At 55.9% G+C, this 21,736-nt stretch carries 18 protein-coding genes; 5 read left to right on the forward strand and 13 right to left on the reverse strand.

All coding sequences use genetic code 11. The annotated features are described in order from the left end of the window. Positions 1-3: 3 nt before the first annotated feature. The 6 genes from R3F50_15170 to argF all read right to left on the reverse strand — a co-directional run bounded on the left by R3F50_15170 (position 4) and on the right by argF (position 7,255). Positions 4-264, reverse strand: a complete 261-nt coding sequence (locus R3F50_15170; GenBank protein MEZ5491642.1) for a DUF5062 family protein — start codon at positions 262-264, stop codon at positions 4-6. A 151-nt stretch (positions 265-415) separates the two neighbouring features. After that, a complete protein-coding gene (locus R3F50_15175; protein MEZ5491643.1) occupies positions 416-1,003 on the reverse strand; it encodes a nucleotidyltransferase family protein in 588 nt (195 codons plus the stop codon). Between the two features lie 17 nt (positions 1,004-1,020). Further along, the gene (locus R3F50_15180; protein ID MEZ5491644.1) at positions 1,021-1,335 is read right to left on the reverse strand and encodes a hypothetical protein; all 315 of its coding nucleotides are present in this window, start codon (positions 1,333-1,335) and stop codon (positions 1,021-1,023) included. Between the two features lie 54 nt (positions 1,336-1,389). Beyond that, positions 1,390-2,682, reverse strand: a complete 1,293-nt coding sequence (locus R3F50_15185) for a ribonucleotide-diphosphate reductase subunit beta (GenBank protein MEZ5491645.1) — start codon at positions 2,680-2,682, stop codon at positions 1,390-1,392. 45 nt (positions 2,683-2,727) lie between these two features. Beyond that, a complete protein-coding gene (locus R3F50_15190) occupies positions 2,728-5,580 on the reverse strand; it encodes a ribonucleoside-diphosphate reductase subunit alpha (protein ID MEZ5491646.1) in 2,853 nt (950 codons plus the stop codon). Between the two features lie 766 nt (positions 5,581-6,346). Then, a complete protein-coding gene (gene argF, locus R3F50_15195; protein ID MEZ5491647.1) occupies positions 6,347-7,255 on the reverse strand; it encodes an ornithine carbamoyltransferase in 909 nt (302 codons plus the stop codon). 1,085 nt (positions 7,256-8,340) lie between these two features. On the opposite strand from argF, the gene R3F50_15200 reads away from it, so the two are divergent. Continuing rightward, positions 8,341-9,894 (forward strand): hydantoinase B/oxoprolinase family protein, encoded by a 1,554-nt coding sequence (locus tag R3F50_15200; GenBank protein MEZ5491648.1) that lies wholly within the window; start codon positions 8,341-8,343, stop codon positions 9,892-9,894. Positions 9,895-9,984: 90 nt separating this feature from the next. After that, complete coding sequence (grxD, locus tag R3F50_15205) at positions 9,985-10,323, forward strand: Grx4 family monothiol glutaredoxin (protein MEZ5491649.1); 339 nt, start codon at positions 9,985-9,987, stop codon at positions 10,321-10,323. A 172-nt stretch (positions 10,324-10,495) separates the two neighbouring features. On the opposite strand, the gene rnt is transcribed toward grxD, so the two are convergent. After that, positions 10,496-11,137 (reverse strand): ribonuclease T, encoded by a 642-nt coding sequence (gene rnt / locus R3F50_15210; protein ID MEZ5491650.1) that lies wholly within the window; start codon positions 11,135-11,137, stop codon positions 10,496-10,498. Further along, complete coding sequence (gene pyrC, locus R3F50_15215; GenBank protein MEZ5491651.1) at positions 11,137-12,183, reverse strand: dihydroorotase; 1,047 nt, start codon at positions 12,181-12,183, stop codon at positions 11,137-11,139. The genes rnt and pyrC overlap by 1 nt, the downstream gene beginning before the upstream one ends. A 567-nt stretch (positions 12,184-12,750) precedes the next feature. Here pyrC and R3F50_15220 point away from each other — a divergent pair. Further along, positions 12,751-13,959 carry an argininosuccinate synthase gene (locus R3F50_15220; GenBank protein ID MEZ5491652.1) on the forward strand — a complete coding sequence of 403 codons (1,209 nt, stop codon included), beginning with the start codon at positions 12,751-12,753 and terminating at the stop codon, positions 13,957-13,959. A gap of 31 nt (positions 13,960-13,990) precedes the next feature. On the opposite strand, the gene nth is transcribed toward R3F50_15220, so the two are convergent. From nth to metG, 5 genes are all read right to left on the reverse strand, one after another. Beyond that, complete coding sequence (gene nth / locus R3F50_15225; GenBank protein ID MEZ5491653.1) at positions 13,991-14,623, reverse strand: endonuclease III; 633 nt, start codon at positions 14,621-14,623, stop codon at positions 13,991-13,993. A gap of 157 nt (positions 14,624-14,780) precedes the next feature. After that, positions 14,781-15,500, reverse strand: a complete 720-nt coding sequence (gene rsxB / locus R3F50_15230) for an electron transport complex subunit RsxB (protein ID MEZ5491654.1) — start codon at positions 15,498-15,500, stop codon at positions 14,781-14,783. Positions 15,501-15,505: 5 nt separating this feature from the next. Then, entirely contained in the window at positions 15,506-15,775 is a 270-nt protein-coding gene (locus tag R3F50_15235; GenBank protein MEZ5491655.1) for a hypothetical protein, read from the reverse strand. A 93-nt stretch (positions 15,776-15,868) separates the two neighbouring features. Further along, positions 15,869-17,401: a serine protease gene (locus R3F50_15240; protein MEZ5491656.1), complete on the reverse strand. Its 1,533-nt coding sequence runs from the start codon at positions 17,399-17,401 to the stop codon at positions 15,869-15,871. Between the two features lie 141 nt (positions 17,402-17,542). Continuing rightward, the gene (gene metG / locus R3F50_15245; GenBank protein ID MEZ5491657.1) at positions 17,543-19,591 is read right to left on the reverse strand and encodes a methionine--tRNA ligase; all 2,049 of its coding nucleotides are present in this window, start codon (positions 19,589-19,591) and stop codon (positions 17,543-17,545) included. Positions 19,592-19,809: 218 nt separating this feature from the next. Here metG and dcd point away from each other — a divergent pair, with 218 nt between their 5' ends. Both dcd and R3F50_15255 read left to right on the forward strand, forming a co-directional pair. Beyond that, on the forward strand, positions 19,810-20,379 hold the full coding sequence (dcd, locus tag R3F50_15250) for a dCTP deaminase (GenBank protein ID MEZ5491658.1): 570 nt from the start codon (positions 19,810-19,812) through the stop codon (positions 20,377-20,379). A 519-nt stretch (positions 20,380-20,898) separates the two neighbouring features. Beyond that, positions 20,899-21,654, forward strand: coding sequence for an RNA polymerase sigma factor FliA (locus tag R3F50_15255; protein ID MEZ5491659.1), 756 nt, complete (start codon positions 20,899-20,901; stop codon positions 21,652-21,654). Positions 21,655-21,736 lie beyond the last annotated feature (82 nt).

The raw sequence follows: 21,736 nt of genomic DNA on the forward strand, positions 1-21,736 counted from the left end.
GGTTTAACTCAGCAGATGGTGATCTTTGGGAAGGTTCTTGGTTATCCAGAGCGCCAGCTTGTGCTTCATGTTCTGCACTGACTCGTCCTGTTTGGCCAGGGGCTGTATGACCTTGTCCTTCACCAGTAACAGGTAGATGGCCCGTGCCTTGGTGTCCACGTGATCGGTTTCTTCGAACTTTCCCGCACCGCGAGCCTCAAAATACCGGGTACCCACCCGGATAGCCTCTTTCAGCAGTTCATTCTCGTTCTTTATTTTTTTCACCTGGCTGGCCTCTCATTCCGGTCTTGTCCGGCCGACAGTCCCGTCTTGATTGGCAACGGCAACGGCAACCGCTCCATTCTAGGAGCAATGCCAGGGCCTGTGCAACTGCGATGGGGAAAGTCCGCGGTGGATGGAGAAGGGGAGGTTCCCGTCAGGTTTGATCGTAGCGGATCAGGTCGTCGGGTGTGTCGATGTCCTGACTGATTGCGGGATCATTCACGGTGATCCGGACAACGGCATCGGAGTTATCCCTGATGACGTCGCGACCACCCTGGTCGCCATGCAGGCCAGTCAGGGCGGTAAAGAAAACCCTGCCAAATCCGACCGGATTGCCTGTCGTTCCGCCATAATCTGGCAGCACTATATTGTCTGCGCCCAGGGCTTCGGCCAGGGCTAGATAGGTCTCGGGTCTGATAAAGGGCATGTCACCGAGGCAGACCAGGCAGCCATCCCAGTCGAAGTGCTGAAGCGCCTGTCGCATGCCAAAGGCAAGACTGGCGCCCATACCTTTCTCAGCATCCGAAAAGGCTTCGATGTAAACAGAACTGTCGGTAATCGTCACCCCGCTATCCGGGCGGGTAACCAGCAGGACCTGGGGAATTATGGATTGCACTGTGGCGACTGTCTGCTGCAGCACTGTATAACCCGAGTTCAGCCGGGCACGCAGTTTTGTGCCACCAAAGCGGCTGCTGAACCCCGCAGCCAGCACAATGGCACCAATCCTGGGATTAGCGCTCACGTTGGTCGGTTGGACTTTCAGTGCAGTGTCTTCTCATCCGGACGTTCGTCGAGCTCGGAGCCCGGTTGGGTGACTTCCACAACGACACCCTGAGGATTGGATCCTGCATCGTCGTCGTCCACCGGGCACAGCTCCAGTTCGCTTTTATCCCTCTCCCTTTCGCGCCGGGCGCGCTGGATTTCTTCGATTTCCCGACGCGCCGTGATCTGATCGCTCAGGTGCTTTCTCAGGCGGTTTACTACGCTGGTCATCACCTCTATGGTCTGGCTGAGTTGATCGAGAGTAATTAGAGTCCTTTCCGGATCGTTTTCTGAGTACTTCTTCTCACTCATGCTGGCTTCTCCTTGATTGTATTGGCTGGCCCTGGTCCCGTCTCTGACCGAGAATCAGTCCCAGTTCAGCGCGCCACCGGTCTTGTACTCAGTAACCCGTGTCTCAAAGAAATTTTTCTCCTTGCGCAAATCCATTATTTCCGACATCCACGGGAACGGGTTTCCTACACCTTTGAACTGTTCGGGAAGCCCGATCTGGACCAGTCTCCGGTTGGCGATAAACTGCAGATACTCTTCCATCATGGCTGCGTTCATCCCCAGCACGCCACGGGGCATGGTATCCCGGGCATATTCAATTTCCAGCTGGGTGGCCTGCAGTATCATCTGGGTGACCTGCTCCTTCATAGAGTCGGTCCAGAGTTGTGGATTTTCCAGTTTGATCTGGTTGATCATGTCGATGCCGAAATTCAGGTGCATGGACTCGTCGCGCAGAATGTACTGGAATTGCTCGGAAGTGCCGGTCATCTTGTTGCGGCGCCCCATGGAAAGAATCTGGGTAAAGCCGCAGTAGAAGAAAATTCCTTCCAGGCAGCAGTAAAACGCCACCAGATTACGTAATAGCTTCTGATCGTTTTCCACAGTCCCGGTTTCGAAGGCTGGATCAGACAGGTCCTGTGTGTACTTCAGTCCCCAGGCGGCCTTCTTAGCTACCGACGGTATTTCATGATACATGTTGAAAATTTCACCTTCATCCATGCCTAGCGACTCGATGCAATACTGATAGGCATGAGTATGAATCGCCTCTTCGAACGCCTGACGAAGAATATACTGACGGCATTCCGGGTTCGTGATCAGGCGGTAAATCGCCAGCACCAGGTTGTTGGCGACCAGTGAGTCCGCGGTTGAAAAGAAACCCAGGCTGCGTTTTACGATCAGGCGCTCATCGGCTGTCAGCCCACCTTCGGTCTTCCACAGAGCGATGTCGGCGTTCATATTGACTTCCTGGGGCATCCAGTGGTTGGCGCAGCCGTCGAGGTACTTCTGCCACGCCCAGTCATACTTGAAGGGGACCAGCTGATTCAGGTCCGCGCGACAGTTGATCATGCGCTTATCATCAACCTTGACCCTGGCGGCGGCTCCTTCTAATTCCTCAATCCCGGCCTGAACATCGAGATCCTCCAGCGCGTCAATGGCCCGTTGCAGAGCCTGATCGTTGGCGGCAATGGCCGCGTCTGCTGTTTCGGTCTGTGACGACGCGCCCTCTGTAGTTTCTTTTTCTGTCGACTGTGGGGTGGCTGTCCGCGGCGCTGCTTGCGGCGCAGGTGCCAGGTCTGCTACTTTGCTGCGAGCAGGGGGCTCGAAAGCAACAGGCTGGTCTTCGTTTTCAAATTCATCCCATGACAACATAATTACACCTCTGTTTCTGATTCTGTATTCGCTGCTCGGGCGCTGTTATTGGCAGGCTTCGCAATCCGGATCATCAATTGAACAGGCCATGGGGACGCTGGCGGGCCCCGACGAAACCTTGTTCAATGACGAGTCGGATATTGTGGATTTCTCCGTTGTTGTCGCTGCCAGTGCGCGCAGGTAATAAGTGGTCTTCAGCCCTCGCAGCCAGGCCATGCGGTAGGTGACGTCCAGTTTCTTGCCGCTGGCCCCGGCGATATAAAGATTCAATGACTGGGCCTGGTCAATCCACTTCTGTCGGCGACTTGCAGCGTCCACCAGCCAGCGCGGTTCCACTTCGAAGGCTGTGGCATAAAGCTGTTTGATGTGCTGGGGGACTCGGTCGATCTTTTCAACACTGCCCTCGTAATATTTCAGATCGTTGGCCATGACGTTATCCCACAGGTCGAGGGCTTTCAGATCCTTAACCAGGTAGGGGTTCACCACGGTGAATTCGCCGGACAGATTGGATTTCACATACAGGTTCTGGTAGGTCGGTTCTATGGACTGGGAAACGCCGCTGATATTGGCAATGGTGGCGGTCGGTGCTATCGCCATGACATTGGAATTCCGCATGCCCTTTTCCTGGATTCGCTGCCGCAGGCTGGCCCAGTCAAGGCGTTGCTCCAGGTTGACATCCAGGTAGTCCTTGCCGCGTTCCTGTTGCAGAAGCTTCAGGGAATCGATTGGTAAAATACCCTGATCCCATAGCGAGCCCCGGTAGGATTCGTAGCAACCACGTTCTTCTGCCAGCTCACTGGATGCCTGCAGGGCGTAATAGCTGATTACCTCCATGGATGCATCGGCAAACTCCAGCGCCTGATTGGAAGCATAGGGGATTTTCTGCAGATACAGAGCGTCCTGAAAGCCCATGATGCCCATGCCAATAGGGCGGTGCTTCATGTTGGAATTCTTGGCTTCCGGTACAGAGTAATAATTGATGTCGATTACGTTATCCAGCATTCGAATCGCGGTTTTGATTGTTCTCTGCAGCTTTTCCTGGTTGAGTCCATTCTCGTCAACATGGTTGACCAGGTTGATGGACCCCAGATTACAGACGGCCACTTCATCTTTGCTGGTATTGAGGGTGATCTCCGTGCACAGATTGGAAGAATGGATAGTCCCCACGTGCTGCTGGGGAGAGCGCACGTTGCAACTGTCCTTGAATGTGATCCAGGGATGGCCGGTTTCAAACAGCATCGACAGCATCTTGCGCCACAGGCTGGCAGCTTTGACGGTTTTGTAAATCTCCATCTCGCCGGCTGCCGCCTTGCGCTCGTATTCTTCGTAAGCTTCCTCGAACTCCCTGCCGTGAAGGTCGTGGAGTTCCGGGACGTTGTTCGGTGAAAACAGGGTCCAGTCCTGGTCGTTAAACACCCGCTTCATGAACAGATCCGGAATCCAGTTGGCGGTGTTCATGTCGTGGGCCCGGCGCCGGTCGTCTCCAGTGTTCTTGCGCAGTTCGAGAAACTCCTCGATATCCAGGTGCCAGGTTTCCAGGTAAGCACAGACCGCGCCCTTGCGTTTGCCACCCTGGTTGACAGCTACCGCCGTGTCGTTGACCACCTTGAGAAAAGGTACGACTCCCTGTGATTTTCCGTTAGTTCCCTTGATGTAGGCTCCCAGTGCCCTGACCGGTGTCCAGTCGTTGCCCAGTCCACCAGCCCATTTCGACAGCATGGCGTTGTCGCGGATAGCCGAGTAGATGCCATACAGGTCGTCGGGGACTGTGGTAAGAAAACACGACGACAGTTGCGGCCGCATGGTGCCGGAGTTGAATAGCTGCGGGGTGGAGACCATGTAATCGAAACTGGAAATCAGGTTGTAGAACTCGATTGCCCGTTCCTCCCGATTTTCCTCGTTGCTGGCCAGTCCCATGGCTACACGCATGAAGAATACCTGGGGAAGTTCAAATCGGACGCCGTTACTGTGGATAAAGTAGCGGTCGTAAAGGGTTTGCAGCCCCAGATAGGTAAACTGCTGGTCGCGTTCAGCCTTGAGAGCCTGACCCAGAACTTCCAGGTTATATTCCAGCAGGTGAGGGGACAGCAATCCTAGTTCAACCCCTTTTTCGACGTAGGGCTTTAACACCGACGCGTAACGGTAGTGCATTTCCGACTGGGTGGCCTTGTCAGCTACGCCTAGAAAACTCAGGGCCTCGCTACGCAGCGTATCCATCAACAGGCGCGCCGTGACAAAGGAATAATTGGGATCTTTTTCGACCATTGTGCGGGCAGTCATCACCAGGGAAGTACTCACGTCACTCATCTTGACGCCCGGGTACAGGTTCTTAAGTGTCTCGTTATAAATCTCATCGCTGGACACATCTTCCAGACCTTCGCAGGCTTCGCGAATGACAGTTTGCAGGCGCTCGGTATCGAGGGGGCCGCGGGTACCGTCCTCAAAGGTGACTTCCAGAGCCGGCCTGTTCGCCACGTCTTTTTTCTGGCGCTGTTCCCGCTGGCGTGCGCGCTCGGCACGGTACAGGACGTAACTGCGGGCGACGTTATGGTCGCCACTGCGCATCAGGGCCAGCTCCACCTGATCTTGAATGTCCTCGATATGAATAGTGCCGCCAGAGGGCATCCGGCGCTTGAAGGTGTCCGCAATCTGCTTGCCAAGTGTCAGCACCAGGTCGTGAATTCGGCTGGAGGCCGCCGCATTACCACCTTCTACCGCCAGATAAGCTTTGGTAATGGCGACGATGATCTTGGATTCATCATAGGAAACCACTGCGCCATTGCGCTTTATGACGCGCAGTTGTCCCGGTGCCGTGCTGGCGACGGTGTTGCTGCTGGCGGATTTGCTTGACGGAGCGGTAAGGGTGGTATCCCCTGGAGTAGGAACTTCAGTTTGCATTTTTTTCTCCGGTGTATTCTTGGGTCTGCGACCTGTGCGCGTTTGCAGATTGTCGTTGTTTGTCTCGGTCTTGTATTACTTGCCTAATGCCCGGTGCGGGCTGGCGTCTCCTGCTGATTCAAGCTGTCTCGGCCTGTTGGCTGCTGCTTCCTGGCGCTGTACAGCCAGAACGTCGCAGACTGGTGTCGCCGGGCAAAACCCGGGTCGGCTAAGCTCTCTGAGCCATACACTATATATTGTGTTTTTGCGGCTGGACTTTAGCACTTTTATTCTATTATTTTCAAAGTCGCCGAAGAGCGGGGGTTGATGCCCGTTGTCCCTGTCTGAAAACTGCTGAAGTCGCTGGGTTCGCCTTTCGAGCGGCTCTGTAAGCGCTCGATATTCCGGGCTTTTTCTGGTTCTTCCTGACAAGAATCAGCCGGTGATCCTGTCGGCCTGATTACAATATATAGGCAAGCCGAAAACTACCGCCACAAGATAATGCGGTTGGTAGGCTATTGCAAGAAGTTTTTTTGTGCAGTAGTTGTGAGTAAGTTGTTAATAGATTCCGGGACTTAGCCACGTTACATCGAGCGCCCTGCAAAGGTGCGCTTCTGCGGGGCGCAGCCCGGTGCCGGGTCGCATGGCGGGGTGTGCCCAACCTCGTGGCAGGGGTTTGCGCTCAAAATGCGCTACCACTATATATAGTGGTAGCGCTCCGCTGAAAACGGGCGCTGGAGAGGTTTGAATTCAAGCCTTTTTACAACCGGTACGGCTACCCGGGCGGTCAATTGAGTAAATTGCTGATACAGAGAAATTCCAGTAATGCTCTTTGTGAGTGCATACGGTTTTCAGCTTCGTCCCAAACCACGCTATCCGGCGCATCGATTACCCCGGCACTGACTTCCTCACCCCGGTGGGCCGGCAGGCAATGCATGAACAAAGCCCTGCTGTTGGCCAGCGCCAACAACGCCTCATTGACCTGGTAGGCAGCAAACAGTTGCAGCCGCTGTGACTGCTCGGATTCCTGCCCCATAGAGGCCCAGACATCTGTGACCACCAGGTCCACGTCTCGGACCGCCTCCTGGGGAGTGCTGCACAGCGAGACCCGATGACTGTGCTGCTGCACCAGCAGGGGATCCGGCTCATAGCCTTTGGGTGCCGCAATCCTTAATTCGAAATCAAATACTTCCGAGGCATTGATGTAAGACTGGCACATATTATTGCCGTCTCCGATCCAGGCGACCGTCTTGCCTGCGATTGAACCGCGATGTTCCTGGAAGGTCTGCACGTCGGCCAGTAACTGGCAGGGGTGGAAGGAATCGGTCAGGGCGTTGATGACGGGTACTTGAGAATGACTGGCGAATCGCTCCAGCATGCTGTGCTCAAAAGTCCGGATAGCCACGCAGTCCACCATGCGGGACAGCACTCTGGCGCTGTCTTCCGGTGTTTCTCCGCGGCCCAGCTGCGAATCTTTGTTGGACAGAAAGATCGAACTGCCACCCAGGCGATTCATTGCTACTTCGAATGCAACCCTGGTGCGAGTGGAGGACTTGTCGAAAATCAGTGCCAGCGTGCGACCAGCAAGCGCTGTTGAGGGGTCGTCAGCCTGTTTCAGGGCGCTGGCTCTCTGGACGATTTCCAGTATGTCTTTGCGGGGAAGATCCTTCAGTGTCAGAAAGTGTTGAACTGCCATGCTTGATCCTGGTCCAGTAAATAAAAATGGAGCCGGTTTAACGCCTGGCTCCATAAGAGGGGCTGTGAAGTGTCGCGGCAATTAGGCCTGACACAAAACAAAAAAGGCAGCCATTGCCGCCTGTTGTCCGTGGATTCTAACGTAAGAGCAGTAACAGGGGCAATTGATCGGGCCACAGTGCGGGGTCTCGTTCTGGATGTTTTGCGGGGCAGGGGTGTTTTTAGTCAGGTGGGATTGGCAGGTTGGTGGTGCTTTTGGGGCGGCCACGGGGTGGGGGCGGGGTTACATGAGGTGGCTTCGAGCGGCGCGGCCGGCAGGGGGTTCTGTGGGCTGCGGACCGCACCCGTCCCGGGTGCATTCACTCTGAAAAATGCCCTGGAAAGCGGTCATTTTTTGCCGTTCAGCGCTGGTCCTTGATTGTAGCCCACAGAACCCCCTGCCGGCCACGCCTTGGCACTGAGTCGCACTCATTACTCAGCGACCTCGAGGGAGACCGAAGTGATTGGGAATCGCTGAATACGCAATGGAGAAAATAGTGTTAAGAAAGAATTTTCGCATCCTTGCATCAATACACCGAGATTGAAATCTCGCACTGAGCACCACGCCGGGGACCTGACGACGGAGCAATCAAAACGCAGCACCGACTGACCGTAGGAGACCGCTAGCGGGTTCCTGAACGAGGGCGGGAACCCCGGAGGGGTGCAAGTTGCGGAGGAGCAGGTCCCCCGGCTTGGTGCGGTCTGTAAAAAAGAGCGCTAACTGGAAAAACTGGAAAAAGCTATAAAAAAAAGCGGAAAAACAAGATCCAGATTCCCTCCCGTGTAGGGCGGACCAGAACAAGACGCAAGGGGGGGAGCAAACTAAGAGTGAGACACTGCTTCAGCCTGTGCCAGGGGATCATGCCATCAGCAGGGACCTCAGCACGACATTGAGAGGTCTTTAACTTGCGGCACGACCGGTGTAAATTCTGTTTCGGCTCCCACCGTCCTGAGTCTGATGATAGCCCGGCGATCCAGCCTCGCAGGCTGCAGTCAACGGGCGGACAATCAAAAACGCCACGGGTTTCCCGGCTGTCAGAGTGATTTATGAATCCGATTGAATTGAATCTGTTCCACAGCCGGATCACAGCCGTATGTGATGAAATGGGCACGGTTCTGCGTCGCACCGCTTTCTCTCCCAATATTAAGGACAGGCTGGATTTTTCCTGTGCTGTATTCGACCCCGCGGGCAGTCTCTGCGCCCAGGCGGCTCACATTCCGGTTCATCTGGGGAGCATGGCCTATGCCATGCGCGCCATAGTTAACGACCTGGAGTGGGCGCCAGGTGACACGCTGGTTCTGAACGACCCGTTTCTGGGGGGCACACACCTGCCTGATGTGACTCTGGTTTCGCCAGTTTTCGAGCAGGCTGGCAGAGCCCTTGCCGGCTTTGTGGCCAATCGCGCCCATCATGCGGATATCGGTTGTGACTCTCCGGGCTCGATGCCGCTCTCTCGCAGTCTGCATGAGGAAGGGCGGATTATCCCACCGACATTTCTGTTCCGCCAGGGTGAACTGCAGTCGGCCGCCTTGCAGCTTCTAAGTGGCAGGCCGGTGCTGGATACCGATTTCGCGGCTCAGTACAGCGCCAACAGCAGCGGCGTTCAGCGCCTTCTGGATCTGGTGCAAAGGCTGGGGTTGCCCGGTTATCTGGCCGGGCTTGCTGAGCTCAACGACTATGCCGACCGCCTGGCGGGCTCGGCGCTTGAGCAGTTGAGGCCCGGCCGGTACCGATTTCAGGATTTCATGGATGACGACGGAGCGGGCCAGCGGGATATCCCCATCGCCGTCGAGCTGACTATCGAGCGGGAGCGCGCAACGGTGGATTTTTCAGGTACAGCCGCCCAGGTGCGGGGCAATCTGAACTGCCCTGAATCTGTCGCAGCGGCTGCGGCCTTCTATGCTTTTCGCTGCCTGATGCCCGACTTCACTCCGGCTTGTGAAGGAGCATTCAGGCGCATAAAGCTGCGGACTGAAGAAGGGTCTCTGGTAAACGCGTTGCGGCCGGCCGCTGTTGCGGCCGGTAACGTGGAGACCTCTACCCGACTTGTGGATGTCATTTTCGGGGCTCTCGCTCAGGCGCTGCCGGACCGAATACCCGCTGCCAGTCAGGGCAGCATGAATAATGTGGCCATGGGCCATATCGACCCTCACACCGGTAATCGGTGGGACTATTACGAAACCCTTGCAGGTGGCACTGGCGCGGGGCCCCATCAGAATGGACTGGATGCCGCTCACAGCCACATGACCAATACATTAAATACACCCGTGGAGAGTGTGGAAATGCATTATCCGCTGCGAATCAGACGCTATGCATTGCGCCATGGCAGCGGCGGAGGGGGGCAGCGCTGTGGCGGCGAGGGATTGGTTCGGGAATATGAGTTTCTGGCCGAGGCCCAGGTGAGCCTGCTTACCGAGCGACGCTACCGACCGCCCTGGGGGCTCGCTGGCGGTGAAGCTGGTGCTGCCGGCAAGAATCTGTTGAATGGTCGGCTACTGGCGCCTAAGGTCAGCTTCACTGCCCGAACTGGTGACCGCCTGGTAATCGCCACACCGGGGGGTGGCGGGCACGGAGCTGACACAGATCCGCCAGCTGTGTAGAATACCGGCCGACTGCAACTCCCGGATTTCAGCGTTTGAGTTTTCCGGTTTTAACTGTCCGTATCGAACCAAAGACACAGGTAGCCTACGATGAGTGTTGAAGAAACTATCAAAGACCAGATCAAGTCACACGATATCCTGCTGTACATGAAGGGCAGCCCTGAACAGCCCCAGTGCGGATTTTCGGCTCAGGTTTCACAAGTTCTCATGGCCTGTGGCAAGAAGTTTGCCTACGTAGATGTGCTGAGCAACCCGGACATCCGTGCGACCCTGCCTCAGATTGCCAACTGGCCTACTTTTCCTCAGCTATGGATTGATGGAGAACTGGTAGGGGGTTGCGACATCGTGGTTGAAATGTATGAGAAGGGCGAACTGAAATCCCTGATCGACAGTGCCGGGTCGGAAAAGCCCGCCAGCGCGGAGTCCTGAGTACTGAATGGCCGGATAGCAGGGCTGCGGTCCTGGCGCATTGTCAGGACCGTCAAAAAACCCGCGGGTTTCCTTGCGCTGCCGAGACAGGCCTGCCCATGACGTTGACAAGGTGCCTTGCCGACGGGTTGGTCTGAACACCGGAACGTTGTGCTGATTAATCAGAAGTTCCTTAAAGAGGCCAGCCACCCAGATCCTGCCATTTGTTGACTATATGGCAGAATAATTCAGCGGTCCTTTCCGCGTCATAGCGAGCTGAGTGAGCCAATTCATTCTTGAATTCAATATTTGCCGCCTCACAGGCCCGGGACAGAACCGTCTGCCCGAAGGCGAGACCGCTCAGCGTCGCTGTGTCAAAACTTGAAAAGGGATGAAACGGATTGCGGTTCAGGTTGTGCCGTGCTGCCGCCGCGTTAATGAATCCGTGGTCAAAATGGGCATTGTGAGCGACAAGGATGGCTCGCTTGCAGTGCTGCGTTTTCATACTGCTACGGATAATCTGGAACAGATCCCGAAACACTTCTTTTTCTTCACGGGCGACTCGCAGCGGATGATAGGGGTCGATCCCGGTGAATTTAAGCGCCGCCTCCTCGATGTTGGAACCGGGAAACGGTTTCACACGATGAAAATAGGTCTGATCAATTTCGAGTCTGCCGTGGCCATTCATTGCCACAATCACAGCTGCGATTTCCAGAATGGCATCGGTACTGGAATTAAAACCGCCGGTTTCCACATCCACGACTACGGGCAGGTAGGTTCGGAAACGATCGACAATCAAAGGGTTGCATTCATCTGCATCGACATGTCCATCCATCAGGAATACTCCGAGACACGCCAGCCTATTTTTTCGCCGGCGCGCAAAGGCACTACCGATGAATCACCCAGCTGATAGCTGCGCGGCACCTGCCACTCGTCTCGGGACAGGGTAATTTTTCCTTCGTTACGTGGCAGGCCGTAAAAATCCGGGCCATTAAACGCCGCAAAACTTTCCAGCCGGTCGAGGGCGTTGGCGCGATCGAAGACTTCGGTATAAAGTTCCAGTGCGGCGTGAGCACTGAAGATACCCGCACACCCACAGGCGGTTTCTTTGCTGCCCACGGGATGCGGCGCAGAATCGGTACCGAGAAAGAAACGTCTGTCGCCGCTGGTGGCGGCATCAATCAACGCCTGCTGATGGGTGTCGCGTTTAAGAACCGGCAGACAGTAATAGTGCGGCCTGATCCCTCCTGCCAGCATATGGTTGCGGTTGTAAAGCAGGTGATGCGCAGTCACGGTCGCGGCTACATTCGTTTTCTGCGCGAGAACAAACTGCACGGCCTCGCGTGTTGTGATGTGCTCAAGTACCACTCTGAGCGTCGGGTAGCGTTGCAGCAGCGGAGACAGAACGGTATCAATAAAGACACTTTCCCGATCGAAGATGTCGACATCGTGATCTGTCACTTCGCCGTGGAATAACAGGGGCATTCCCAGTTCGGTCAGGGCTTCCAGAGCCGGGTAGACATTCTCAATGCGCGTCACCCCGTTTTCAGAATTAGTCGTGGCCCCTGCAGGATAATACTTGACCGCGAAAACCAGGCCGCTTTCTGCCGCCTTTCGGATCTCAGCGGCTGCCAGGCGGTCGGTCAGGTAAAGCGTCATTAGCGGCTCAAAATCATTGCCAGAAGGCACCTGCTGAATGATCCGTTGCCGGTAGGCAGCGGCCGCTGCCAGACTGGTAACGGGCGGTACAAGATTGGGCATGATGATTGCGCGGTTGAATACCCTGGCGCTGTGCGCCACTGTATGGGTGAGCGCGTCGTCATCCCGGAGGTGGAGATGCCAGTCGTCAGGACGCGTGAGGGTAATGCTGTTGTTGGTCATGATAGGGATATCCTTGGTTGCCGTATTGTAGCTGAAGAGCAGTCAGGGGCGAAACGGCGTCGACCGGGCTATTCGGAATCCTGTCGTGAGAGAGGTGGGAATCTGCGCGGCTTACTGTTTATGGTGCGGGCAATGTTCCATGGTCGTTCCGTTTGCCGGGAGCTCTCCCCGGCCCATTGCTAAAGGAACCGCTGCATAGATACTACAATGCTCTGACCTTCAGACGAACCCGCTCCCATTGCCGCCCGCATGTGTCGGCCTGTCAAGGCAGCGCAACGAAGTCCACGGGTTTGTCTGAAGGCCCCTCCGGGTGGGGCCTGTCGGGTGCCACTGCGTTGTTGTCGCGCCTGGCAGGGGCGTGCCGTTCCCTTCCCGCGACGCCTGGCATTAGCGCCCGCTTGCCTCCCGTAGCGCGTGGTGGAAATTAATCAGAAGTTCCTTAAAGCCGGCGCCAGGCTGATCGTCAGGCGTCGCATTTCTGGTTTTAGGTGCTACAATACGCGCCTTTTTCGTCGGGCCGTTTCAGCAGTATGGCCCGCGCAGTAGACCTTAAGCAGGAGTCTGAAAATGTCGGAAATTAAGAAAGTCGTGCTGGCGTATTCCGGCGGTCTGGATACTTCAGTCATAGCCAAGTGGTTGCAGGAGACATACGATTGTGAGGTCGTCACGTTTACTGCAGACCTGGGGCAGGGCGGTGAAGTGGAACCAGCCCGGGCCAAGGCTGAGGCATTAGGTATCAAAGAGATTTTTATCGAAGATCTGCGAGAGGAGTTCGTCCGCGATTTCGTGTTCCCGATGTTCCGTGCCAATGCGCTGTATGAGGGTGAGTACCTGCTGGGCACTTCCATCGCCAGACCCTTGATAGCGAAGCGCCTGGTGGAGATTGCCGAGGAAACCGGTGCGGACGCCATCTCCCACGGTGCCACTGGAAAGGGCAATGACCAGGTACGTTTTGAGTTGGGAGCCTATGCGCTGAGCCCGGGAATCCAGGTAATCGCTCCGTGGCGAGAGTGGGATCTTACCTCCCGGGATACGCTGCTGGCTTATTGTGAACAGCACGGAATCAGCGTGGAAAAGAAACGTGGCACCAAGTCTCCTTACTCCATGGATGCCAATCTGCTGCACATTTCCTATGAAGGCGACATTCTCGAAGACCCGGGCGCAGAACCGGAAGAGTCCATGTGGTTGTGGACCGTTGCGCCGGAGTCGGCGCCGGATCAGCCGACCTATATCGAGCTCGAGTACAAGCAAGGCGACATCGTTGCCATCGATGGCGAACAGTTGAGCCCCGCCGCCGTACTGGAAAAGCTGAATCAGGTCGCTGGTGCCAACGGTATTGGGCGGGCGGACATCGTTGAAAACCGTTACGTCGGGATGAAGTCCCGGGGCTGTTACGAAACGCCGGGTGGTACCGTGATGCTGAAGGCCCACCGGGCTATCGAGTCCCTGACTCTGGATCGCGAGCTGGCACACTTGAAAGACGAACTGATGCCCCGTTACGCCGAGCTGGTCTACAACGGATACTGGTGGTCGCCTGAGCGGGAAGCGCTGCAGGCGCTGATCGATTATTCACAGCAGTATGTAAATGGCAAAGTCAGGTTGAAATTGTACAAGGGCAATACCGTCGTTGTGGGACGGGAGTCCTCTGACTCGTTATTTGACGAGGCGGTCGCCACCTTTGAGGACGACGCCGGGGCTTACGACCAGAAGGACGCCGAAGGATTCATCAAGCTGAATTCTTTGCGACTGAGGATTGCCGCCAAAAAAGGGCGGTAAAGAAAGTCTATGAGGCTCTGGGTTATTCCGGCTACCGGGTTTTCTTTTTAAACTCACAAAGGTCGTTTATGGCGCATGCTATGCAGTCTGGCTTGCGCGCAGTACACACATAGCGGCCATGCAGAATAAGCCAGTGATGAGCATCCAGCAGATACTCCGCTGGCACCACGCGCATCAGTCTTTTTTCCACCTCGAGAACTGTCTTGCCAGGCGCGATACCGGTCCGGTTGGAGACCCGGAAGATATGGGTGTCGACCGCGACAGTTGCTTCCCGGAAGGCTGTGTTCAGCACCACATTGGCGGTTTTTCGCCCAACTCCAGGCAGTGCTTCCAGCTCTTTTCTGGTGGCTGGTACCTCTGAGTTGTGATGCTCGATCAGAGCCTGGCAGGTCTTAATGACATTGGCGGCCTTGGTGTTGAAAAGCCCAATGCTTTTAATGTGCTGTTTGACGCCGTCTACGCCAAGCTTGAGCATCGCCTCAGGGGTGCTGCCCACTGTGAAGAGACTCGCGGTTGCCTTGTTGACGCTGACATCTGTCGCCTGTGCTGACAGGATAACGGCGATCAACAGCTCAAAATTTGAGTTGTAATTGAGCTCCGTAGTCGGCGCCGGATTTGCCAGGCGCAGACGCTCAAAGATTTCCGTACGCTTGGCCTTGTTCATCTGCAGGTTGTCCTGTTGACCAGGCCGAAAAACCAGATTGATGCAAGGGTGCCTGTCAGCCAACACCCAGCTGCCCATAGCATCAAATAGCCAGCGTACCGGTCCACAGTCTGCTGTACTGGGACCTGGGCGCGCAATTCAATCGGTCGGGGCGAGTTCACCGATCTTCCTCAGTGCTGGTTTCAGAACCTACGGTAAAAAATGGTTTTTGCAGCTGTTTGCGCTGTTTGACGCGGGCAACTGCAGCGGCGATTTCCTGTCTGGCCTGGTTCCTGGAAAAGGCCTGTAAGCCGGCATCGGCAACCTCGGGATTTTCCGGGCGGGCCACCGAGCGCCGTCTCGATCCGCGCCGCATCGCAGTGTCTCTGGCGAGGCGTTGCCTGCGTGATTCAAAACGTTTCTTGCGGTAGTCACTTAGCTGCCGTAGCTGCCAGTCTGTTTGCTCCTGACCTGCTGCAGGCAACATGTCAATGCAATCTACCGGGCAGGGGTCGACACAAAGATCACAACCGGTGCATTCGCGCGTTATTACAGTATGCATCAGTTTAGGCGCCCCGAGGATGGCATCTACTGGACAGGCCTGGATACATTTTGTGCAGCCTATACATTCAGTCTCTCTGATGAAGGCCACGCGAGGTGGTGAATGGGTACCATGGGCCGGGTCCAGCACGGTAACTGGCTGAGCCATCAGGTCGGCGAGCAGGCGGATGGTTCGTTCGCCGCCGGGAGGGCATTTGTTAATGGGTTCTCCATCGGCTATTGCTTTGGCATAAGGTGCGCAGCCGGAAAATCCGCACTTCCCGCACTGGGTCTGCGGCAGCAAACGGTTGATCTGCTCAACCAGGTCCAGTTGCGGGCGGTGTGAATCGTAGTTCATAAGTTTTAGTAGCCGCCAGCCAGAGTAACCAGCGGCAGGTTCGATGCTGCCCGACTGGCTGTCAGTAACGCGATGCACAGGTCCCGAAAAGGCTGAGCTGGACCTCTAAAAAACAGTCTTGTGTGCAGGGTGGCAAGGGTTCGCCATAATGATGCAATACCGGGAATCCTAAGGATGGCAAGCCCGGGCGTACCAAGCAGCATCCTGCCGGTCTGAAAGGCAAACAACGCAGCTAGCAGGGTGTTGGCAAATTTTCTGGCTGAAGATACGGTCATTCCGTGAAGGTTCGGTTCGTTTGAACGGCGGGCTGTATTCTAGCACGAGGCCCACGTTGCGGCCTGGTCGAGAGAGTAAGGCCGCAGGGAATGTCAGCAGTACTGCCCGCAGTTGTCGTCAGGCAGACCCGCCGAACGTGCGGCAGGGATCCGATAACGTGCCAGAATTTCCGCTTCGGTACGCAACGCCTCTTCGTGGTTGATGACCATCTGGTAACCGTTGGCGTTGGAAAAAGTCACGTGCTCTCGTTGGTTGTTGTCAAGTAGTTGGACAAAATGCTGAAAGTCCTTTACCGGCTCGCCGTTTATGGAGTCGACGATCCAGTTGCGCCAGTCGTGATAGCCAAGATTCACATCGGCCGCCAATACCTGCAACGCTACGACCACTTCACGGCGCTGGGGAGAACTCCACTCGTTCCGCGCCTGAAGCAGATTGACCGGTGCGGTGCGGGCCCAGTCAGAGCCCCAGCGACGGATCAGGTTCATGTTCAGCGGCACGAACAGTATGCCACCGTAGATGTAATACTCAGGCACCCGGTCGTATTGCTGACCTGCCACCAGACTGTAGCTCTCCAGCGCTTCCCTGGCCTTGACTGAAACGGTCAGAAGTTCGCCGTCCCTGACGTAGGTAAGGCTGATCGGCTCACCCACATGGGCAAGATCGATGGCGTGTTTGTAATCCGTGCGGGAGTCGTCATTGATACTAATGCTGCCGTCATCTGCTACATCATAGCCATTGATGTTCAGAATCACATCGTCGGTCCGTAATACGCCGTCTACCGGTGACTCTTCAAATACCTTGATAACCAGCACTCCACTTTCTCCCGGTTTCAGACCGCGGGCTCGTTTGGCCGCCGGGCTGTCGAGGGTCTGGGTGCGGAAGCCAAGGTCCGGAAAGCCGTCGTTGCGACCATCCTGGCTGTCTTTCAACACATGGGAGATGACACTGGGCGGGACAAAATAACCCAGGTTCTCTGCCCGGCCACCGGCATTGGCCTGCATTACCACGCCTACGATCTGACCATCTTTAATAACCGGGCCACCGCTGTTGCCGGGGTTGATGGCAGCGTCGATCTGCCCGGCCAGCAGGTAGGTGCCAGCGTGGGCGTAGCGCTGATGTTCCACGCGCGACAGCACGCCCTCAGTCACGCTGAGAGTCTTGCCGCCGATAGGATAACCGAACACCGACACAGCCTCTCTTATGCGGGGCAGGCTGCCCACCGAGAGCGCCTGCAGATCACTGAAAAAACTCTGGTCGGAAACTGTGATCAGTGCCAGGTCGGCCTCGTGGGATACGAACACCACTTCTGCCTGGTAGCGCTCCGGATCGTTGTGCTTCTGCGCCTGGATGAAACTCGCATTGGCGACCACGTGAGCATTGGTGAGTATCAGGTTACCCTCGATTACTGTGCCGGAGCCGCTGCCCTGGCTCGGGGTCAGTAGCCGCCACGGCGTAAAATAATCAGGCTCCGCCGCAGTGGTATAGATCTTAACGACTGAATCTTCAATCGCACTGATTTCGGTTTCCTGGGCGGTGGCCAGTAAAGGCGCGGCCAGCAGGCATATTCCGAACAGGGTTGACCAGGCAGCGTAGTAACGTGAAAGCATCGGTATCTGAAATTCCATTCTGGTGGTCTTCAAAGGCCCTAGGTAGGGACCAGTGCCCCGGCAGGGCACTGACAACTGTTTGCGGAGCGAAGCGCCAAGCTTATTACGTTCGGTGCACGCTGGCCAGTTCAGAACAGTCGAACCGACGAATGCGGGCGCTCAGGTCACCCGCATGCCGGGCTGGGCTCCCGAATCCGGTTCAAGCAGCCAGATATCCTTGCCACCGGGGCCTGCGGCAAGGACCATGCCTTCCGACAAGCCGAATTTCATCTTGCGTGGTTTCAGGTTGGCCACCATCACCGTCAGACGCCCGACCAGTTGAGCCGGGTCATAAGCGGATTTGATGCCGGAAAAGACGGTTCGAGTGAGAGGCTGACCCTTGTCATCGATGCCCAGGTCAAGCTCCAGTCTCAACAGTTTGTCCGCGCCCTTTACGTGTTCAGCGCCAGTTATTCGAGCAATTCGCAGATCAACTTTGAAAAAGTCATCGATCTCGATTTCAGATTCCAGGGCTGGCCCCGATGCCTGGCTGGCCGGTTTGCTGGACTCGACTTCGCGCTGTCCAACTTCCACCCGTGTGGCTTCGATAACGGCCTGCACTTTCTCCATTTCTACCCGCTGCAGCAGCGGTTCAAATCGGTTGACAGTCGTTCCTTTCAGGGCGGTATCGGCATCCTGCCAACGAAGGCTCTCCACACCCAGGAAGGCTTCGGCCTTGCAGGCCAGAACCGGCAGGACCGGTTTCAGGTAAATAACCAGCAGCCGGAAAAGGTTAATTCCCATGCTGCAGATAGCCTGAACGCGCAGATCCTGGGGGTCTGCTTTGGCAAGCACCCAGGGTTGCTGATCGTTGATGTACTGATTGGCGCGATCTGCAAGCGCCATGATTTCCCGCATGGCTTTACTGTATTCGCGTTTTTCATACAGCGTGGCAATGGTGTCACTGGCTGCCTGAAACTCGGCAAGCAGCTGGGGTTCGCTGTGCTGGTCCGCCAGTTGCCCGGAAAAACCCCGGTTGATAAACCCGGCACAGCGACTGGCTATGTTGACCACTTTGCCCACCAGGTCTGAGTTCACCCGCTGAACAAAATCTTCCAGATTGAGATCCAGGTCGTCGACGCCGTCCGACATCTTGGCCACCAGATAGTAGCGCAGGTACTCTGGGTCCAGGTGATCAAGATAGGTTCTGGCGTTAATGAAGGTGCCGCGGGACTTGGACATTTTCTTGCCATCCACGGTCAGAAAGCCGTGAACATAGACAGCGGTCGGAGTTCTGAAACCGGCACTTTGAAGCATTGAGGGCCAGAACAGGGTATGAAAATTGACGATGTCCTTGCCGATAAAATGGTACAGTTCGGCCTCGCTGTTCTTGTTCCAGTACGCATCGAAGTCGTGACCGGACCGTGCGCAAAGATTCTTAAAGCTGGCCATGTAGCCGATGGGCGCGTCCACCCAGACATAAAAATATTTGCCGGGGTGGCCCGGAATCTCGAAGCCGAAGTAGGGTGCGTCCCGGCTGATGTCCCACTCCTGCAAGCCGCTGTCCAGCCATTCCGCCAGTTTATTGGCCACCTGGGGTTGCAGTGCGCCGCTGCGGGTCCAGGTTTTCAGAAACTCAGTAAAGGCCGGCAGGGTGAAAAACAGGTGCTCGGATTCTTTCTCTACAGGCGCCGCCCCGGAAATTGTTGAGCGGGGTTCGATCAGCTCGGTGGGGCTGTAGGTCGAACCGCACACCTCACAGTTATCGCCATACTGATCCTCCGCCTTGCACTTGGGACAGGCGCCCTTGATGAAGCGATCTGCCAGGAACATCTGCTTTTCCGGGTCGAACAACTGGGTAATCTTGCGCCGGCTTATGTGGCCGTTGGCATCCAGTCGTGCGAAGATCGTTTCGGCGAATTCACGATTCTCTTCAGAGTGAGTAGTGTAGTAGTTGTCGAAGCCGATATGAAAGCCGGCGAAATCCTCCTGGTGGGCCTGGTTGATTCGCGCTATGTGCTCCTCTGGCGTGATGCCCTGGGCTTCAGCGCTCAGCATGATCGCGGTTCCGTGCGCGTCATCGGCGCATACGTAAACGCAGTCGTGGCCGCGCATTTTCTGCAGTCGGACCCAGACATCCGTCTGAATCACTTCCATCAGATGGCCAAGGTGAATGCCCGAGTTGGCGTAGGGAAGAGCGCTGGTGACTAGAATTTTTCTGTTTGACACGGTGGATTCCTTGCAGAACCTTGCAGAAACGGTGAGTAAGACCCGGTATATACAGGGGCGCAACGGCAGGCGATGATACTTTAGATGGGCGCTGAATTCAGCATGTTTTCAGTGGTAAATGGCTGGACGGCGGAATATTATCCCTGCCGGAGTTTGCTTAGTGCAGCGAAACACAATTGCCTTTATTATGCGCGTTTTCGAATTAAGGACTGGCACCCATGACAATTAAATCAGACCGGTGGATACGGCAAATGGCTCGTGAGAAGGGCATGATCGAACCCTTCGCGGAGCAGCAGGTGCGCGGAGCGGACGGTGCTCGGGTTATTTCCTACGGCACCTCGAGCTATGGGTACGATGTGCGCTGTGCCAGTGAATTCAAAATTTTCACCAATGTGCATACGCCGAATGTGGTAGACCCGAAAAATTTCGATGAGACCAGTTTCGTCGCAATTGATGAGCAGGTTTGTGTCATCCCCCCGAATTCATTTGCGCTGGCCCGGACTGTAGAATATTTCCGCATCCCTTCTGATGTGCTTACGGTTTGCCTGGGCAAATCCACCTACGCCCGTTGCGGAATAATCGTCAACGTGACCCCACTGGAGCCCGAGTGGGAGGGGCATGTGACCCTCGAGTTCTCCAATACCACGCCTCTGCCGGCCAAAATATATGCCAATGAAGGCGTTGCGCAGATGCTGTTTTTTCAATCAGACGAGCAGTGTGAGACGACTTACCGTCAACGTGGTGGGAAGTACATGGGGCAGACCGGCGTCACTCCCCCCAAGGCCTGATCCGAACGCCTGAACCACGCGCGCCGTTCATCTGACGTTAGTGACGGGGTTTTGTCACTCCAGCGTGGTAAAAATGGCGCCCACTCCTGAAACCGCCATAAAACCGTCTTCCCCAGGCGGCTGGTCGGTGTTGAAAGCACCCCTCAAATTTTGGCAGCTACTCCAGAAGCCCCTGTTTACAAGGCGTTCAGGAAATTTCACGAATAAAATTCAGGCCTGGAACGGATATTGCATACCACGTACAGGATTGTGTTTTTTGCGGGTCTGCCTGCTTTCCTGATCCGGATGTTTCTGGCCAGGAGCGCCAGAAGTCAAGAGCCTGGAGCCGGGTAAAAAGCCTCTGTTTCCTGAAGCTACTTGTTGTGTCGACACGAAGCCGGACAAGTTTAGGAAATCCTGCCAAGGTCCATGGCCAGGCCGCGAAAACATACACGGGGAATTGCGCATCCAGAAACGCGCCTGAACGGGCAGGCATGGAATTGCGCAGACAGAAACGCAATAACAACAGGAATTTTGCTGATGACCGCCGCAAGAGAGACATCTGTCTACAAAAAAGTCGAGGCGCCGAAAGCTAGTAATACTTCCCACCAGAATCTGAATGAAGTCGTGGACCGCTATGCGCCACTGGTGAAGCGCATCGCCCACCACCTGTTGCTGAGGATGCCGGCCAGCGTCCAGGTCGATGACCTGATTCAGTCAGGCATGATCGGCCTGATTGAAGCGGCCCGCAAGTACGATGTCTCGAAGGGGGCCAGTTTCGAGACTTACGCCGGGATCCGCATTCGGGGCTCGATGTTGGACGAGGTCAGGAAGGGAGATTGGGCGCCACGTTCGGTACACCGTAAATCCCGTAAGGTGACCGAAGCTATCAAGACGGTAGAAGCGCGCACTGGTAAAGATGCGAAAGACAAGGAAATTGCGGCTGAGCTGGATATTACGCTCAACGAATATTACACGATCCTGCAAGACGCCACCGGCAGTCGTCTGTTCAGTTTTGATGACATCATGGAGGGGGATGATTCGGCTATCGAAGCTGCGGCCGGTGAACTGCCCGGACCCTGCGACGGCTTGCAGCGCCTGACATTTCGTGAGCACCTGGCGGCAGCAATTGACAATCTGCCGGATCGGGAGAAGCTGGTACTTTCCCTGTATTACGACGAAGAGCTCAACCTGAAGGAGATTGGCGAAGTAATCGGTGTCAGCGAATCCCGGGTCAGTCAGATCCATAGCCAGGCGGCTCTGCGCCTGCGGTCCAGGCTGGTTGACTGGAGATAGGCGAGGCGCGTCAGCGCAGCCGCTCTGAATACAGACTTTCCGCAAGGCGCTACCGGTTACAGATAGAGCAGGTCCGCGCTAA

The sequence above is a fragment of the Gammaproteobacteria bacterium genome (assembly GCA_041395725.1).
GTDB lineage: Bacteria > Pseudomonadota > Gammaproteobacteria > Pseudomonadales > Pseudohongiellaceae > NORP240.

Excerpts from the sequence above, each read along its gene's own strand:
- R3F50_15190 (MEZ5491646.1), bottom strand. The coding sequence starts at position 5,580 with ATGCAAACTGAAGTTCCTACTCCAGGGGATACCACCCTTACCGCTCCG.
- grxD (MEZ5491649.1), top strand. The coding sequence starts at position 9,985 with ATGAGTGTTGAAGAAACTATCAAAGACCAGATCAAGTCACACGATATC.
- R3F50_15220 (MEZ5491652.1), top strand. The coding sequence starts at position 12,751 with ATGTCGGAAATTAAGAAAGTCGTGCTGGCGTATTCCGGCGGTCTGGAT.
- rnt (MEZ5491650.1), bottom strand. The coding sequence starts at position 11,137 with ATGGATGGACATGTCGATGCAGATGAATGCAACCCTTTGATTGTCGAT.
- nth (MEZ5491653.1), bottom strand. The coding sequence starts at position 14,623 with ATGAACAAGGCCAAGCGTACGGAAATCTTTGAGCGTCTGCGCCTGGCA.
- argF (MEZ5491647.1), bottom strand. The coding sequence starts at position 7,255 with ATGGCAGTTCAACACTTTCTGACACTGAAGGATCTTCCCCGCAAAGAC.
- rsxB (MEZ5491654.1), bottom strand. The coding sequence starts at position 15,500 with ATGAACTACGATTCACACCGCCCGCAACTGGACCTGGTTGAGCAGATC.
- R3F50_15240 (MEZ5491656.1), bottom strand. The coding sequence starts at position 17,401 with ATGGAATTTCAGATACCGATGCTTTCACGTTACTACGCTGCCTGGTCA.
- dcd (MEZ5491658.1), top strand. The coding sequence starts at position 19,810 with ATGACAATTAAATCAGACCGGTGGATACGGCAAATGGCTCGTGAGAAG.
- R3F50_15180 (MEZ5491644.1), bottom strand. The coding sequence starts at position 1,335 with ATGAGTGAGAAGAAGTACTCAGAAAACGATCCGGAAAGGACTCTAATT.
- R3F50_15255 (MEZ5491659.1), top strand. The coding sequence starts at position 20,899 with ATGACCGCCGCAAGAGAGACATCTGTCTACAAAAAAGTCGAGGCGCCG.
- R3F50_15235 (MEZ5491655.1), bottom strand. The coding sequence starts at position 15,775 with ATGACCGTATCTTCAGCCAGAAAATTTGCCAACACCCTGCTAGCTGCG.
- pyrC (MEZ5491651.1), bottom strand. The coding sequence starts at position 12,183 with ATGACCAACAACAGCATTACCCTCACGCGTCCTGACGACTGGCATCTC.
- R3F50_15185 (MEZ5491645.1), bottom strand. The coding sequence starts at position 2,682 with ATGTTGTCATGGGATGAATTTGAAAACGAAGACCAGCCTGTTGCTTTC.
- R3F50_15200 (MEZ5491648.1), top strand. The coding sequence starts at position 8,341 with ATGAATCCGATTGAATTGAATCTGTTCCACAGCCGGATCACAGCCGTA.